Source organism: Atlantibacter sp., assembly GCF_032062175.1.
GTDB lineage: Bacteria > Pseudomonadota > Gammaproteobacteria > Enterobacterales > Enterobacteriaceae > Atlantibacter.
The window spans coordinates 13,153-30,145 of the sequence record NZ_DAMBQK010000022.1; the positions used below are offsets into that span (position 1 = coordinate 13,153).

Sequence of the window (16,993 nt, forward strand, 5' to 3'; positions counted from 1 at the left end):
TGCAAATTGTGAAAATATCGCTCGCTTTCTGGTTAATTTTCAACGCAGTCATTCCATGATGTATTAAATCGAGCCAGTACGACGCCAGCCAATCAGCCATACGACGATACCGCCCGCCATAACCCATGCCGGGATTAAGTCCCATTCCGGGCGAGTCACTAGCATTAACGTTCCGCTTAACAGCAACGTCGCGCCAATACCAAACAGGTAACGTGACTGTCCTTGCCGCACGCGCTGTTCGTGTAACTCGCGGGCGATTTTATCAACGCTTTGTTGCAATTGTTTGCCCTGGCGCAAACTGTCGTACACCAGTTCAGGTATTTCTGGCATTTTTTCGATCCAGAACGGTGCTTTCTCTTTAAAAGAGCGAACCAGCGCCGGAAAACCCACCTGATCTTTGATCCAGGATTCCAGAAAAGGTTTCGCCGTTTTCCATAAATCGAGCTGTGGATAAAGTTGGCGTCCAACGCCTTCCACATACAGCAGCGTTTTTTGCAAAAGTACCAGTTGCGGCTGCACTTCCATATTGAAACGACGCGCAGTGTTGAACAAATTCAGCAGCACGTGACCAAAAGAGATTTCCGCCAGCGGTTTCTCGAAGATGGGCTCGCACACGGTACGAATCGCAAACTCAAACTCTTCGACGTTGGTATCCGGCGGTACCCAGCCTGAATCCACGTGCAGTTCGGCCACCTTACGGTAATCGCGATTAAAGAAGGCGATGAAGTTTTCCGCCAGATAGCGTTTATCTTCTTTATTCAGCGAGCCGACGATACCGCAGTCGATACCGATGTATTTGGGGTTTTCTGGGTGTTCATAGCTGACGAAAATATTGCCTGGATGCATATCGGCATGGAAGAAACTGTCACGGAAGACCTGAGTGAAAAACACCTGAACACCGCGTTCCGCCAGCAATTGCATATTGGTGCCGTTGCGCTCAAGCGTTTCCACGTCAGAGACCGGAATACCGTAAATGCGCTCCATCACCAGCATATTTTCACTGCAATAATCTGAATAAACTTCAGGCACATACAGCATCGGGCTCTCTTCGAAATTGCGCCGTAGCTGGATGGCGTTTGCCGCTTCGCGCAGCAGATTCAGCTCATCAATCAGCGTTTTCTCATACTCCCGCACCACTTCCACCGGCCGTAAACGGCGGCCATCCGGCAATAAGCGCGGTACCCAGCGTGCCAGACGGTAGATAAGCTTCATATCAGCTCTGATAATCGGCAGGATGTCAGGGCGAATAACCTTAATGACGACTTCTTTACCGTTCTCTTTCAGCTTTGCCGTATGCACCTGGGCAATGGACGCCGATGCCAGGGGGTTGATGTCGAACTCATCGAACCAGGTTTCCACCGGAATATCGCCCATCGACTTTTCGATTTGGCGCTTCGCCAGCATGCCGTCAAAGGGCGCAACGCGATCCTGCAACATAGCAAGCTGGTCGGCGATTTGCGGTGGGAACAGGTCACGGCGGGTAGACAGCATCTGACCAAACTTAATCCACACCGGGCCGAGTTCCTGAAGCGCCAGACGCAGCCGTTGGCCTAACTCTTTATCGCCATGACGGTTGGGCATCCAGAACAGGGTGCGCCGCCATAAGCGCAGCGGCAATGTGATGCGGATCCTCGGTATGAGCTCGTCCAGCCCATAGCTTAAGAAAGTACGAATGATGAAGTACAGGCGCCGAATTTCACCTGGCGTCATTTGGCCTCCAGCGTTTCTAAACGACCAATAAGCGCATCGAGCGAGCGCGCAAGTGCCTCAGTTTCTTCAGCAAACCAGGCGACTTCCAGCGGGCTGGGGGCCATGCGCCACTCTTCCGTCACCGCTTCTGCAAGATAGCGCTGATTGCGCTCAACGCCTTTTTTCACAAAGCGCGCGCCGGTGCGTAAAAATTTGCCCAGCCCTTCTGCGGCGATATCGCCAATGTAGGGCGCAAGCAGTTCAGCCGGGTCGAACTCTGCCAAATCCATCAGGGATACCAGATTCTGTACCACCTGGATATCGCCTTCGACTTCCAGATCGCCACGGCGGATCAGCGCAGTCAACTGCTGGCGGTTGCGCAGTTCCGGCAATACGGAGAGACGCGTTGTCACCGAACAGTCGGTCTCGCCTTCCCATTGCCCCAGCACATCAACCTGCTGTTCGCTGAAGATCAATACCAGCGGGGTAGAGAATTCGCGGAGGGCAATACGCAACACCTTTCCCTGCAACCGCTGACGTGCAGATTTAAGCGCCCGATCCTGATACAAAAAAGCGTTTAACGCCCCTTCGATACCGGCGGTAATAAGCGGTGTTATTGGCATCCGCGGCCTCCCTTAAAACTTATAACCACGATGAAGCGCGACAATACCCGCGGTCATATTGAAATATTCGACGTTATCGAAACCGGCATCCGCCATCATCGCTTTCAGCGTGTCCTGGTTTGGATGCATACGGATAGATTCCGCCAGATAGCGGTAACTTTCCGCGTCCTGCGCCACCAGCTCGCCAATGCGCGGCAGCACGTGGAATGAGTAAGCGTCATAGGCTTTGCTTAACGGGTCGATAACCGGTTTGGAAAACTCCAGCACCAGCAGGCGGCCACCGGGCTTCAACACGCGATACATGGAGCGCAGCGCTTTGTCTTTGTCAGTGACGTTGCGCAGGCCAAACGAGATGGTGATGCAATCAAAGGTATTATCCGGGAACGGCAGCGCTTCCGCGTTGGCCTGAACGTATTCAACGTTGCCCACCACGCCGATATTGCGCAGTTTTTCACGGCCCATTTTCAGCATCGAATCGTTGATATCCGCCAGCACCACCGTACCGGTTTCGCCCACCAGACGGGAAAACTTCGCCGTCAGATCGCCTGTCCCTCCCGCCAGATCCAACACCTTCTGTCCACGGCGCACACCGCTGCAATCAATAGTAAAGCGCTTCCATAAACGATGGATCCCGAACGACATCAGGTCATTCATAACGTCATATTTCGCTGCAACAGAATGGAAAACCTGCGCCACCATATCCGCCTTCTGCGCTTTCGCTACGGTCTGAAAGCCAAAGTGCGTTGTGTCCTGTGAATCATCAACCATTTCGGAGCCTGCTATTGATAAAAAATGTTCGTGAAGTGTAACAGATTGGGCGCGATTGCCCTATGTTTCAAGCCTGTTTTAACAATCGTTACCGGTGCGCTGAACAGGCGGAATCGGCCCTGGCGCGTTGTTTTGCGAATAGTTTTCCAGCTCATCGTCAATGCTGCGCAAACGAAACTCTTCGTCATCCAGACGCGCTTGCTCCACCATTTCCGGATTAATCTCGCGCTTCACTTCCACGCCAAGCGTGCGAAACGCGTCGGCCTGCACCAGCAGGTTTCCACGTCCGGAGCTGAACTTTTTCATGGCCTGCCGGTAGTTTTCCTGCGCTTTATCCAGCCCCTGCCCGACCGCAGACATATCATCGACAAACAGCCGCATTTTGTCGTACAGCTTTGCGGCGCGTTCGGCAATTTGCTGGGCGTTCTGGTTTTGATGCTCGTACCGCCACAGGTTGGCAATGGTGCGTAACGCCACCAGCAAAGTGGTGGGGCTGACCAGCATGATGTTACTTTTCAGCGCTTCGCTGATCAGTTCCGGCTGCCGGTCGATAGCCAGTAAAAATGCGGGCTCGACGGGAATAAACATTAAGACATAATCCAGCGACCGCAAGCCGGGAAGCTGTTGGTAATCTTTACGGCTGAGTAAGCGAATATGGCTGCGAATGGCCGCGATGTGCTCATTCAGCGCCAGTTCACGCTGATATTCATCTTCAGCGTTAAAGTAACGCTCGTAGGCTACCAGCGTCATTTTGGCGTCTACCACCACGTCTTTGCCCTGGGGGAGACGCACAATCACGTCCGGCTGCATGCGGCTGCGATCGTCTAACTGAATATTGACCTGGGTTTGATACTCATACCCTTCGCGTAAACCGGATGCTTCCAGTACCCGCGTCAGCACCACTTCCCCCCAGTTGCCCTGGGTTTTATTGTCGCCTTTCAGCGCCCGGGTCAGGTTAATCGCCTCCTGGGCCATTTGCGCGTTGAGCTGCTGTAAATTGCGGATTTCATGGGTCAGCGTATGGCGTTCACGCGCTTCCTGGCCGAAGCTGTCCTGCACCTGGCGGCGAAAACCATCAAGCTGTTCGCGCAGCGGGGTTAATAGCCCGTTCAGGCTCTGGCGGTTTTGCTCCTCCACCTGGCGATGGCTGCGGTCAAAAATGCGGTTTGCGAGGTTTTCGAACTGCTCACTGAGGCGCTGCTCGCTGCTCACCATCTGACGCAGTTTATCGTCGTTATGCTGACGCGTGGTTTCAAGCAGCGTGGTGACTTCGCGCAGATCGGCTTCCAGCGAGCTTTTGATATCCCTCAGGGTGCGCAGTTCGCCGTTAAGCAATTCGCACTCTTCGCGCCAGTGCTCATACGCCTGTTTCGTCGCGCTCAACTCACTGAACACATCGCGCTGCTCCGCCAGCAGCTCAGCCTGACGCTGCGATGCCCGCAGGCTTGCGCCCAGCCAGCCGAGCAACACGCCCGCCAGCGCAACCGCCGCCATCAGTAACAGAGAGAAATCCATAATGCCTCCCGCATTAACCCCACCTGAGCAAAATGGGATTGTGCTGGATAAATGTCCAGTTTTAAAGGCATTTACTGCGAGGCTTCGCGCAAAAGATTCAAAACAACGCGCGCCAGTGAAGGGAAAACCGGTGGGACAGGTGCCAGCCCAACAGAAATGCAGGGCTGGCGAAGTACGTTAGATCAGGCGGCGCGCAGCCTCAACCACGATTTTCACCGCATGGCTTTCGGTCTGTTTCATGGTTTGCGCGTTCGGGATTTCCTGCTGGGTGCGGTTAACGATAACCCCGGCAACCATCCCTGCACGCAGCCCCTGGCTGGAGCACATGGTCAGCAGCGTTGCCGATTCCATCTCATAGTTCATTACGCCCATCTGCTGCCACTCTTCCATCGAGCCTTTGTAGCGGCTGACTACGCGGCCGGAGAAGGTGTCGTAACGCTCCTGGCCTGGGTAGAAGGTGTCGGAAGAGGCGGTGACGCCGATGTGTGTGGTAGCGCCCACGGCTTTCGCCGCTTCTACCAGCGCGGTGGTGCAGGCGAAATCCGCTACCGCCGGGTATTCCATCGGCGCGAAATGCAGGCTTGCGCCATCAAGGCGGACGGACGCCGTCGTTACCAGCACATCGCCAACGTTGATATGCGGCTGGATTGCACCAGTGGTTCCCACGCGCAGGAAAGTACGGATGCCCAGTTGTGCCAGTTCTTCAACAGCGATGGAGGTAGACGGGCCACCGATACCGGTAGAGCAGACGATAACCGGTTTGCCGTCCAGCTCTGCGCGCCAGGAGGTGAATTCGCGGTGTGATGCCAGCTTAACCGGCTTATCCATCAGCGCGGCGATCTTTTCCACTCGTTCCGGGTCGCCAGGTACGATGGCAAGCGTTGCGCCCTGCAGGTCGCTTTTTGTAAGGCCGAGGTGAAAAACATCAGACGTAGACATAAATGACTCCTCTTTGGGTCGGTTTGTCAGAAGCTGCAAAAGGGTACTTTACAGAAGCTGCCAGGGTAATTTCGTGACTCAATTCACTTGTATGGAATTCGCTTGCATAACATTTCCATAAAATAGTGACATCAATCACAATAAAAGCCCATCCCGGTGACGATCACAGGAACGGGTTTTACGTATACGAATTTTCGACTCGCAGGCTATAGTTAGGTTTGCGCTAAAAAAATGGTTACGGAGCCTGGCCATGACAAAACAAAACACAACAGATAACCCTTCAGGATTTGCTTCCGCCGCTTCACCTGTCGCTTCAACGGTAGTACATACCTCCGAAGATGCCATCCATTGTGGCGAAACTTCAATTCCAAGCCAGGGCGAAAACATGCCGGCCTGGTATGCCCGCCCGGAAAATTCCGACCAGCCTTCACCGGTGGTTATCGTGGTGCAGGAGATTTTCGGCGTCCACGAACATATTCGCGATATTTGCCGCCGCCTGGCCCATGAAGGCTACCTGGCCGTCGCGCCGGAGCTCTATTTCCGCCAGGGCGATCCGGCGGAATATGACGATATCCCGTCGCTGTTCAGCGGCCTGGTCAGCAAAGTGCCCGATGCTCAAGTGCTGGCGGATCTCGATCATGTGGCAAACTGGGCTTCCCGTCAGGGCGGCGACCCGCATCGTCTGATGATGACCGGTTTCTGCTGGGGCGGGCGCATCACGTGGCTATACGCCGCGCATAACCCGCAGCTAAAAGCCGCTGTGGCCTGGTATGGGAAACTGCTGGGGGATAAAACGCTCAACTCGCCAAAACATCCGGTGGATATCGCCGTGGATCTTAACGCGCCGGTGCTGGGTCTGTACGGGGCTCAGGACACGGGCATTTCGCTGGAAAGCGTGGAGACGATGCGCCAGGCGCTGCGCGCTGCGAATGCTAACGCAGAAATCGTGGTTTATCCCGAAGCTGGCCACGCGTTTAACGCTGATTATCGCCCGAGCTATCATGCGGAATCTGCCGCAGATGGCTGGCAAAGAATGCTGGAGTGGTTTAGCCGTTACGGCACTAAAAAGTAACGGCCAGTTTGCATCAAAAGTTAAACCCGCTCCTGTTCAGGAGCGGGTTTTTTATTACGCGCTACGCAGGTTTTGCGCCGCTTTGACCATGTTCGCCAGCGCCTGGCGGGTTTCCGGCCAGCCGCGCGTTTTCAGGCCGCAATCCGGGTTAACCCACAAACGCTGCGCCGGGATACGCTGCGCCGCTTTTTGCAGTAAAGCCTCAATCCATTCCACGTCCGGTACGTTTGGCGAGTGGATATCGTACACGCCCGGGCCGATTTCATTCGGGTATTCGAACTCTTCAAAGGATTCCAACAGTTCCATATCCGACCGTGAGGTTTCGATAGTGATCACATCTGCATCCAGCGCGGCAATGGAATCCATGATGTCATTGAACTCGCAGTAACACATATGGGTGTGGATCTGGGTATCATCGCGTACCACGGCGGCGTTCAGGCGGAACGCTTCAACGCCCCACGCCAGATAGGCCTGCCAGTCGGCGCGACGCAGCGGCAGCCCTTCACGCAGTGCCGGTTCGTCAATCTGGATAATGCCAATCCCGGCGGCTTCCAGGTCGGCCACTTCATCGCGCAGCGCCAGCGCAATCTGCTTAGCGATGGTTTCGCGGCTGACGTCTTCACGCGGGAACGACCAGCAAAGGATCGTCACCGGGCCAGTCAACATGCCTTTAACCGGCTTGTCGGTCAGGGACTGCGCGTACTTCGCCCACTCCACGGTAATCGGCTCAGGACGGCTGATATCACCAATCACCACCGGCGGCTTCACGCAGCGTGAACCATAGCTCTGTACCCATCCGTTTTGGGTAAACACGAAGCCGTCGAGGTGCTCGCCAAAGTATTCCACCATGTCGTTACGTTCCGCTTCACCGTGAACCAGCACGTCCAGGCCGAGGCGCTCCTGCTCAACAATTGCCTGCTTGATGTGTTCGGCAATACCGGTGCGATAGTTGCTGGCGTCCAGATTGCCTTTTTTGAAGTCCAGGCGCAGGCCGCGGATCTCGGTGGTTTGCGGGAATGAACCGATAGTGGTGGTCGGCCATGCCGGAAGATTAAACCGCGCACGCTGTGCTTCGGCACGTACCGGATAGGCGCTGGCACGCTGGCTATCCTGCGCGGTAATCGCCGCCAGACGCTCGCCCACCGCCGGGTTGTGTACACGGGCAGAGTGGCGACGCGCCTGAATCGGGGCGCTCCATTCGGCAATTTTAGCCGTATCGCCGGTTTTCAGGGCGTCGCGCAGTAGCGCCAGCTCTTCACATTTTTGCAGGGCGAAGGCGAACCAGCTTTTTACTTCCGCATCCAGACGGGTTTCCACGCTCAGATCGATTGGGCTGTGCAGCAGGGAGCAGGAGGATGCCACCCATACGGCGCGTTTACCGACGATGTCTTTAATCTGCCCATATTTTTCCGTCAGATCGGCACGCCAGACGTTACGACCGTTAATCACACCCGCAGACAGCAGCCACTCGGACGGCAACCGCTGATGCAGTTCTGCTACGTCGTCTTTGCCGTGCACTAAATCAACGTGCAGGCCCTGCACCGGCAGTGCGGTGATGGTATCCAGATTCGGCGTGACGCCTTCAAAGTAGGTGGTCAGCAGCAGTTTGCTATTGCCCTGCAACGCGTCATAAGCCGGTTTGTAGGCATCCAGCCACGCTTGCGGGAGTTCCAGCACCAGCGCCGGTTCGTCAATCTGTACCCACTCGATGCCGCGTTTTGCCAGTTCCGCCAGCACCTGCTGATAAACCGGCAGGATGTCATTGAGCAGCGACAGGCGATCAAACTGTTCGCCTTTCACTTTGCCCAACCACAGATAGGTGATCGGCCCCAGCAGTACCGGTTTAATGTGGTGGCCCAGCGCCAGCGCTTCGTCCACTTCATCCAGTAGCTGAGTCCAGGTCAGTTTGAACTGCTGGCCTTTAACAAACTCCGGCACCATGTAGTGATAGTTAGTGTTAAACCATTTGGTCATTTCTGCTGCCGCTGCCGGTTCACCGGTTGGCGCGCGGCCACGGCCAATGCGGAACAGAGTATCGATATCCACGGAGCCGTCTTTATTCTGGTGGCGCGCCGGCACGTTGCCCAGCAGCAGGCTGGTCGTCAGAACATGATCGTACCAGGCGAAATCGCCCACCGGCAGCAGGTCCACACCTGCCGCTTTTTGCTGATCCCAGTGGCGGGCACGCAGCTCGCGGCCCACCACCAGTAATTCTTCACGGGTACTGTTGCCCGCCCAGTAACTTTCTTGCGCTTTTTTCAATTCGCGACGCAGGCCAACGCGAGGGAAACCGAGGGTGTGATTGTAGATTGTCATTGTCTGCCTCTTAGGGAATTCTTGGTATTTAGCCGTCCAGATGTTTACACATCCATAATCAGCAGTTACTGTATATTCCTCAAGCGCAAATTCCTCATGGCAAAGTGAAGGACTTTCATGATCGAAATTAAACACCTTAAGACCCTGCTGGCCCTGCAGAACTGCGGTTCACTCGCCGCTGCGGCCGCCACGCTGCATCAGACGCAGTCTGCTCTCTCTCATCAGTTCAGCGATCTGGAGCAGCGCCTCGGGTTTAAGCTATTCGTTCGTAAAAGCCAGCCGCTGCGCTTTACCCCGCAGGGTGAGATCCTGCTGCAACTGGCGACTCAGGTGCTGCCGCAAATCAGCCGGGCGTTACAGGATTGCAATGAACCGCAGCAGTCCCAGTTGCGGATTGCGATTGAGTGCCACAGTTGTATTCAGTGGCTGACCCCGGCGCTGGAGAATTTCCGCAAGCAGTGGCCGCAGGTAGAAATGGATTTCAAATCGGGCGTCACGTTCGACCCGCAACCTGCGCTTCAGCAGAGCGAGCTGGACGTGGTATTAACGTCCGATATTCTGCCGCGCAGCGGTCTGCACTATTCGCCGATGTTTGATTTTGAAGTGCGCCTGGTGCTGGCGACCGATCATCCGCTGGCCAGCAAACCGCGCATCACACCAGAAGACTTCTCCGGTGAAACGCTGCTGATTTACCCGGTACAGCGCCAGCGCCTGGACGTGTGGCGTCATTTTCTGGAGCCTGCTGGCGTCAGCCCGTCGCTGAAAAGCGTTGATAACACGCTGCTGTTGATTCAGATGGTGTCGGCGCGGATGGGTATCGCTGCGCTGCCGCACTGGGTAGTGGAGAGTTTTGAACGCCAGGGCCTGGTTGTGACCAAAACCCTGGGTGAAGGATTATGGAGCCGGCTGTACGCCGCTGTGCGCGATGGCGAGCAGCGTCAGCCGGTTATCGATGCGTTTATTCGCTCTGCGCGGAACCACGCATGCGATCATCTGCCGTTTGTGAAGAGCGCGGCGCGACCCAGCGTCGATGGACCCACAGCGAAGCCATTATCACCGACCCACCAATAATAAAACTCGGCCAGTGGGGTTGCTCTTGCCAGATGGCGAGGTTAACCAGTAGCCCCGCCGGGACATGCACGTTGTTCATGATCCCTAACGTACCGGCATCCACCTGGGTTGCCCCGTAGTTCCACATAAAGTAACCCAGCCCGGACGCCACAACGCCCAGCCAAACCAGCACACTCCATTGCAGCGTGGTGCCAGGCAGTTTGTTTGGATTGCCTAACGCCAGCCAGGCCACGCCCGCCACCACAAACGCGCCGAGATAAAACCACGAGAACGCGTTGTGCTGCGGCATCGGATGCACTTCCATCAGCCGCTTGTAGCCAACCATGCCGATAGCAAAGCTGATGTTCGCCAGTTGCACCAGCAGCAGCCCAAACCAGAAATGCTCGCTGAGCTGGTCGTAACGAATAATCGCCGCGCCAATCACCGCCAGCAGCGCGCTAAACGCGTAGCCCCAGCGCAATGGGCGACGGCTGAGCAGGTCGTAAATCAGCGTGATATACAGTGGCGTCAGAACGGTAAACAGCAAAAACTCGGAAACCGTCAGGTAAAGATAAGCGCGGAAGCTGAACAGGTACATCACGCCCAGTTGAAGCGCGCCCACCAGCATATATAGCGCGATAACTTTCGGCTTCAGGCCTTTAAAACGCAGGAACGGCAAAAACACCAGCGCCGCCAGCCCAACGCGCATCAGCACGGAAAAATAGCTGTCGACATGCCCGGCAAGGTATTCGCCAATCAGGCTAAAAGAAAACGCCCACAGAATAGTGGTGATAATGAGTAGCGGCACAATGTTTTCCCCGGGAATACCCGTTTCCAGCATAAAACCGCATTGTAGCGAGAGTGAACGATATGAGCTTGGGTATTTAGTTGACGAGTGGTTAAATATAAACCACTCGTCACCGTGTCGCTTAGGCTTCGTTAAGGAATAAACGGCGCAGATAGTGCGGGACCGCATTGTCGGCGTTAGTGCCAATCACTTCCAGCGTCGGCAGCAGATCTTTCAAGCGCTGGTGTGCGTTAGCCATAATGCAGCCTTTGCCTGCCATCGACAGCATCTCGGCATCGTTCATCCCGTCGCCAAACGCGATGCACTCTTTCAGGGAATAGCCGATCGCTTTAGATACCGCCTCCAGCGCATGGCCTTTGGAAACGCCGCCCGCCATGACCTCCAGGCAGGTTAAGGTAGAGAAACTGACGTTAACCCTGTCGCCCCAGCGCGCATTAATCGCCTGCTCCAGCGGCAGTAATTTCTTATGATCGTCACAGGTGAAGAACACTTTGCTGATGCCTTCCGGCTCCAGCACGCCCGGCTCAAACAGGGTGTATTTAAAGACGGCTTCGCGGAAATACTTCATTTCGTCCGGGCGGTGGCGGTTCATAAACCAGTCGTCATTACGGTAAACGTTGGTCACGATATCCGGGTTGGTATGCACCACGCCAAACAGATCGGCGGCGATATCGCGATCCAGGTTATGGCTGAACACCAGCTTGCCGTCGGTATCATGCACCCGCGCACCGTTTGAGGTGATCATGTAGGCCTTGATCTCAAGGTTGTCGCGGATTTGGGCCACGTCCACATGGTGACGCCCCGTCGCAAATACAAAGTTAATGCCGCGAGCCGTCAGCAGTTTCAGCGTCTCTTTCGCAAAAGGAGACAGGGTATGGTCAGGGGATAAAAGGGTACCGTCTAAATCAGACGCAACGACCTGATACATAAAAATAATAACCTCTGGTTGGTAACAGGCGGCCTGACCGCCAGTAGTTAATTATGCGCATCGAAAAAGTCGACGATGGCATTCAGCGCCTCGGCGCGCATAGCGTCCTTTTCAAACAGGATCTCATGGTACGCACCGTTAATGACGAAAGGTTTACCCCCCCAACAGGGGTGGCCCGCCGCGGCCCGAATTTCACAGAAGCGATCGTGCATGCGGTTATCCACCACACGTTCTTCTTCTGCCTGGAGTAGCAATGTCGGCGTGGTCATCGCAGTGGCCCCTGCTAAAACCTGCTCTCCGGCAAGGATGCCTTCTCTTACCCAGTGATACGTCGGCCCGCCTACGCGCAACGTCGGTTCATCGGCGTAAAAACGCAAGTTGCGGCGATAGCGCTGCCGGCTGTGGGTTAACACGTTAATCGCAAACGGCAACGCGCGCCAGCGGCCAGTACCAATAGCATAGCCTTCCCGGATACGCTGGTGCCCTTCAGCCCAGTCGAGGATTTGACGCACCATCCAGTCGGGCAAGCGCAGCACAATCCCAAACATCGGGGCGCAAAACGCGATGGCGTCGAATGCGTCCGGACGGCGTTCTAAGAACAGCGCGGAGATGGCACCGCCCATGGAGTGGGCTAATACATAGCGCTTGCGCCACGGACCGTCCTTGATTTCCTGTTCCCAGAACAGTTCCAGATCGTCGACATAATCGCTAAAACGCACCACGTGCCCGCGATGGGTATCGGACAACATTCGCCCCGAACGCCCCTGGCCGCGGTGATCGATGATTAATACATCATAGCCGCAATGGAACAGATCCCACGCCAGCTCGGCATATTTCACGTAGCTTTCGATACGGCCAGGGCAAATCACCACTACCCGATCGTGACTGGCTGCGCGGAAACGCACAAAGCGCACCGCCACGCCGTCCACGCCGGTAAATTCATCTTCTTCGCGCTGCTGCCAGAACGCCGTGAGCGGCCCCATAGTAAAAGCAGCGAATGCTTTTTCCCGGGAATACCATCCATTTTTGTGCTCAATCATGGGATGCCCTGCCCTGACGTTACGGAGTGAATACGTATGAAAAATGCGGATTCCTGCTTTGTTTGCGATGCCAGCGAGTCGGCTACTTGAAAGATAGAAGGTATAGCGTATTGTGACATAAAAGCGCTTATTCAGGGAGTTCCCCATGTCGTTCGAATGGTGGTGTACCTATTTGCTCACCACAATCATCCTCAGCCTTTCTCCTGGTTCCGGGGCCATCAACACCATGAGTACGGCGATGAGCCACGGCTATCGCGGTGCAGTTGCGTCTATTACTGGCTTACAGCTCGGGCTGGCGATTCATATTGTACTGGTGGGGGTGGGTCTCGGCGCGCTGTTTTCCCGTTCATTAATGGCTTTTGAGATTTTAAAATGGGCGGGCGCTGCGTATCTCATCTGGCTGGGTATTCAGCAGTGGCGGGCCGCAGGCGCCATTGATTTACAGACTCTGGCGCAAAGCCAGCCGCGCCGCAAACTGTTCCAGCGCGCGGTATTTGTAAATTTAACCAACCCGAAAAGCATCGTGTTTCTTGCCGCGCTGTTTCCGCAATTTATCGTGCCGCATCAGCCGCAGACCGTGCAGTATGCGATCCTCGGCGTGACGACCATTGTTGTGGACGTGATTGTGATGATTGGTTATGCCACGCTCGCCACCCGCATCGCGTTGTGGATCAAAGGGCCGAAGCAGATGAAAGCGCTGAACAGAGTATTTGGATCGCTGTTTATGCTGGTGGGCGCGCTACTGGCCAGCGCACGACATGCCTGATAGTAATTCAGGGATTATATATAATCCCTGAATTAAAGCGTATATCTCTTATTAAACTGTTTTCTGAGCGGGGAAAGGATTTTCATTCCAGTTAATTTTTATATATTCCCGAAGCCACAATAATTTATCTATCATCTTTAACTTCCGCAATTATTGAGAAAACAATCATTCTGGCCTAATAATTAACACCATTCCATTCATTTCGAAAATAAAAATAAATGTGATGCGCTTCATGATATAAAAAAATTGATTTGTTACTTTAAGCCACAGGATCTCATGGCTTTACTAAAAGCCATTTGTGAATACAAGTCATTATATATTCCCCTCAATTCAGGCAGGTGAGCGCCATGACGTTAATTAAAAATTCACGTGAAGAAAGTAACATCGATATTAATACCATTCGCAATTGCTCTAACCATATTTTACGCATTCCCCCCTCTTCTCCAGCGCAAAAAAATACGCAGGAAATCGAACAGGGATATCAGGCATTACGGTTAACTCTCCATGAAACAGAAGCCCCGGAGCCCTTCTATTTTTACGATTATATCAACATTGATGACTTTTCATGGCAACGAGGCGATGACATTACCCATCTGAATATTTACGCCTCGCTTCTGGAAGAGAAATGCCAGATTAATTTTGTTGCTCATTTTTTTAATGCGTTAACTTCTGATCGCTATACTTCGATTGAACTGGTCTCATCGGCAAACACGGATCGTTTTACATCGACTAATGAAATCTCGCTAAAAAAAATCCATGATATTACTGATATTGAAAATCTCACTGTTGTCGTTGAATGCCAAATAGTAGATTACCTGGGTCGTACTGTTCAGCTACATATGATGAAAGAGATAACAATCAAGCAGCCAGATCTTGATTTTGGCTCATATGAATTAGCACCTGTTTATACCCATATTTATCCTAAAAAAGAGGATTCGACTATTATTTTTGGCACTAACAGGGCCCCCTACCTCCCTGTTACCTATCATCGCGATGAGAACAATATTGTTATCTCGCTTCGTCGATTACCCGAACAGTCAGGCGACTGCGATTATGTTTGTAATTTTGACAGTAAGCATATGCTCGATTACTACCCCATCCTGGCAATACCAGCAAAAGGTATCATTCGACTAGGCCGCAGCGTAATAATCGATCCTGTAGTAAAAAACAGAAAGGCAATAATTGAAAGAATTAGCGAAGGCGGCGTTGCCATCATCCCCCATGATAAATTCTTACCAGAAATCATCGACAATGGGACGCTTCAATACGAACTTGATACTGATTGGGGCATATATTTAAAACAAGCGGGTGATTTAAGGCCTCAGACCTATAATTTCACGGTGAGTTTTGATATCGGTTACCATCTCCCGGCCGGAAGTCTCCAAACAGTTAATTTTAAACTTACCAGCAAGACGAAGGAACGAATCAGGACCGGAACAGTTATCCAGGAACCTATTTTACCGTTGAAAATTATGTGGGGATGTCTGGCAGAATCGACAGTAATCACCCTCTCTGATGGTCAGTGCAAACCTATTAATGCTCTTTGCATTGGCGATCGGGTTTTGAGTGGTATTAACAAAAAAATTGCTACCGTAAGTAATATCTGGAAGGGAGCGGAAGATAAGCTGTTTTTAATTACGGCTGAAGATGGCAGCCAACTTGAAGCGACCGCCAGTCATCCGTTATTTGTACGGAGCGAAAACCCTATCAAGTTGAAACGCGTCAAGGATATCAATGCCAATGATTGTATAGCGACGGCAAGCCAGCAGGGTATCGCCTGGCATCGTGTCGAGTTAATCCAGCCTCTCACATGCAGCGGCACTGTCTACAACCTGTCACTGGATAATGATGAGGGATTCTATGCTAACGGTATTCTTGTCGGCGATATGAACGCGCAAAACGCGGAGGGCATTTAATATGAAAGGTGCGGCCACTTATGACGAGTATTTAGCGCTTATCAAGAGCATTAAAGATCAAGACCGGAAAACCTGGTTTAACCAAACAGAAGCCAAACTGACGCAGGGAGAAGAAAAGCTCAATGCGTATATGAAAAAGAAAAGAGATGAACTGATTGGTAACAGGAAATATATTTACGACGCTTACTCGCCTTCATTGATGTTTCATTACGCTAAAAATGACATCATGCACAATGCGTTGTTTGAGATATTTAAAAGAATGCCTCAGGGAGGAAACTTACATATTCATACAGGCGCAACCTGGGATAACGATAAATTTACTAAAATGCTTGCAGATGATCCTAACGTGTATGTGTATTGGGATCCTGATGCTGGGTTAAAACCGTCATACCCAAATGGAAAACTTTATTATTTAAAAAAAGCACCTACAAGTCCAAATTTTTATAACTACAGCAAGATCGCTAAATCCAATTCTCCCGTATTCATGCATTCTAAGAAGATGTTGACGTTTATTGATCCGCGCGTAGATGATATAGAGTACATTTGGGATGGTTTTAATGATTATTTTATTGCAGTTTCCTCAATCCTCAAAGTAAGAGAGATATATAAAAAATACTATGTCGCCGCGTTTAAGCATCAGTATGAACATGGAAATGATTATATTGAAATTAGGGCCGGTGTTCCTGCTCTGGTAGATAGCAACGACGCTGAAATTACGGCTACTGAACCGTCAAAATCAGCCTATACTGCCGAGCCACCGGAAGCCCTCACGTTATTGAAGGCCGCATACCGCGAAGCGAAAAATTCGGGGTGCCCTGACTTAAAAGTTAAAGCCATTGTCGCGCCGAGCCGACGCACCAGTAAAGATCCTGATAGCGACATCACGGAAGCGATGGCAATTCTGAAATGCATCCCCGAATGGCAACGCAAATTAAAAGATGACGATGACTCTGAGTTTATCATTGGCTTTGACGTAGTCAGTGAAGAAGATATAAATCACAGAACGCAGGATTATGCCCAAAAAATTATCGACATGAGAAGCCCTGTTAGCTTTTACTTCCATGACGGGGAAAGCAATTGGGTTGATAATGATAATATCCACTCAGCATGGGCATTAGGAACTCAACGCATCGGGCATGGGATTAACCTCTATAACTTTCCAACGTTATTGGGAAAAATTCGCGATGAGAAAATCTGTCTGGAAATCTGCCCTGTCAGCAATCAAATGCTGCGTTACACCAAAGATCTGCGAATTCACCCTATCGCTCAGTTTATGCAGCAAGGCGTAAAATGCGTGATTTGCTCTGACGATCCGCAGATATTCGAAACCGCAGGTATTTATTATGATCTTTGGGAGGTTTATCACGGGGCCATGATTGACCTCAGCGACGTCAAAGAGCTTATTAAAAACTCCTATACCTATAGCGGCATGACTACAGTTGAAAAAACACAAAAATTAGCAGCCTGGGAGAAAAAGTGGCAGAAATATATTAACGAGATACAATCACTTATATCACTATAACAACGCAGCGTTGAAGACGCGCTCAGAAAACAAAACGCCTG

14 protein-coding genes are annotated in these 16,993 nt (G+C 52.4%); 5 read left to right on the forward strand and 9 right to left on the reverse strand.

What is annotated here, in order from left to right; all coding sequences use genetic code 11:
* Positions 1-63: 63 nt before the first annotated feature.
* The 5 genes from ubiB to udp all read right to left on the reverse strand — a co-directional run bounded on the left by ubiB (position 64) and on the right by udp (position 5,534).
* Entirely contained in the window at positions 64-1,710 is a 1,647-nt protein-coding gene (gene ubiB / locus RT120_RS17160) for a ubiquinone biosynthesis regulatory protein kinase UbiB (protein WP_312984507.1), read from the reverse strand.
* Positions 1,707-2,312, reverse strand: a complete 606-nt coding sequence (locus RT120_RS17165) for an SCP2 domain-containing protein (RefSeq protein WP_312984509.1) — start codon at positions 2,310-2,312, stop codon at positions 1,707-1,709. The genes ubiB and RT120_RS17165 overlap by 4 nt, the downstream gene beginning before the upstream one ends.
* A gap of 12 nt (positions 2,313-2,324) precedes the next feature.
* Positions 2,325-3,080 carry a bifunctional demethylmenaquinone methyltransferase/2-methoxy-6-polyprenyl-1,4-benzoquinol methylase UbiE gene (ubiE, locus tag RT120_RS17170; RefSeq protein ID WP_125295480.1) on the reverse strand — a complete coding sequence of 252 codons (756 nt, stop codon included), beginning with the start codon at positions 3,078-3,080 and terminating at the stop codon, positions 2,325-2,327.
* A gap of 78 nt (positions 3,081-3,158) precedes the next feature.
* On the reverse strand, positions 3,159-4,595 hold the full coding sequence (gene rmuC, locus RT120_RS17175) for a DNA recombination protein RmuC (protein WP_312984512.1): 1,437 nt from the start codon (positions 4,593-4,595) through the stop codon (positions 3,159-3,161).
* A 177-nt stretch (positions 4,596-4,772) separates the two neighbouring features.
* The gene (udp, locus tag RT120_RS17180; RefSeq protein WP_125295478.1) at positions 4,773-5,534 is read right to left on the reverse strand and encodes a uridine phosphorylase; all 762 of its coding nucleotides are present in this window, start codon (positions 5,532-5,534) and stop codon (positions 4,773-4,775) included.
* Positions 5,535-5,784: 250 nt separating this feature from the next.
* On the opposite strand from udp, the gene RT120_RS17185 reads away from it, so the two are divergent.
* Entirely contained in the window at positions 5,785-6,606 is an 822-nt protein-coding gene (locus RT120_RS17185; protein WP_312984514.1) for a dienelactone hydrolase family protein, read from the forward strand.
* 54 nt (positions 6,607-6,660) lie between these two features.
* Here RT120_RS17185 and metE read toward each other — a convergent pair whose 3' ends face one another.
* Entirely contained in the window at positions 6,661-8,922 is a 2,262-nt protein-coding gene (gene metE / locus RT120_RS17190) for a 5-methyltetrahydropteroyltriglutamate--homocysteine S-methyltransferase (RefSeq protein ID WP_312984516.1), read from the reverse strand.
* Between the two features lie 117 nt (positions 8,923-9,039).
* Here metE and metR point away from each other — a divergent pair, with 117 nt between their 5' ends.
* Entirely contained in the window at positions 9,040-9,993 is a 954-nt protein-coding gene (metR, locus tag RT120_RS17195) for an HTH-type transcriptional regulator MetR (RefSeq protein WP_312984518.1), read from the forward strand.
* Here the strand turns inward: metR and RT120_RS17200 are convergent.
* The 3 genes from RT120_RS17200 to pldB all read right to left on the reverse strand — a co-directional run bounded on the left by RT120_RS17200 (position 9,881) and on the right by pldB (position 12,748).
* Positions 9,881-10,780 (reverse strand): carboxylate/amino acid/amine transporter, encoded by a 900-nt coding sequence (locus RT120_RS17200; protein ID WP_312984607.1) that lies wholly within the window; start codon positions 10,778-10,780, stop codon positions 9,881-9,883. The genes metR and RT120_RS17200 overlap by 113 nt on opposite strands.
* Positions 10,781-10,901: 121 nt before the next feature.
* Positions 10,902-11,708: a sugar/pyridoxal phosphate phosphatase YigL gene (gene yigL / locus RT120_RS17205; RefSeq protein WP_312984520.1), complete on the reverse strand. Its 807-nt coding sequence runs from the start codon at positions 11,706-11,708 to the stop codon at positions 10,902-10,904.
* Positions 11,709-11,755: 47 nt separating this feature from the next.
* A complete protein-coding gene (gene pldB / locus RT120_RS17210) occupies positions 11,756-12,748 on the reverse strand; it encodes a lysophospholipase L2 (protein ID WP_312984522.1) in 993 nt (330 codons plus the stop codon).
* Between the two features lie 145 nt (positions 12,749-12,893).
* On the opposite strand from pldB, the gene rhtB reads away from it, so the two are divergent.
* The 3 genes from rhtB to RT120_RS17225 all read left to right on the forward strand — a co-directional run bounded on the left by rhtB (position 12,894) and on the right by RT120_RS17225 (position 16,952).
* Positions 12,894-13,514 (forward strand): homoserine/homoserine lactone efflux protein, encoded by a 621-nt coding sequence (rhtB, locus tag RT120_RS17215; RefSeq protein ID WP_312984524.1) that lies wholly within the window; start codon positions 12,894-12,896, stop codon positions 13,512-13,514.
* A gap of 347 nt (positions 13,515-13,861) precedes the next feature.
* Positions 13,862-15,430, forward strand: coding sequence for a Hint domain-containing protein (locus RT120_RS17220; protein WP_312984526.1), 1,569 nt, complete (start codon positions 13,862-13,864; stop codon positions 15,428-15,430).
* Between the two features lies 1 nt (position 15,431).
* Positions 15,432-16,952 carry a hypothetical protein gene (locus RT120_RS17225; RefSeq protein ID WP_312984528.1) on the forward strand — a complete coding sequence of 507 codons (1,521 nt, stop codon included), beginning with the start codon at positions 15,432-15,434 and terminating at the stop codon, positions 16,950-16,952.
* Positions 16,953-16,993: the final 41 nt, after the last annotated feature.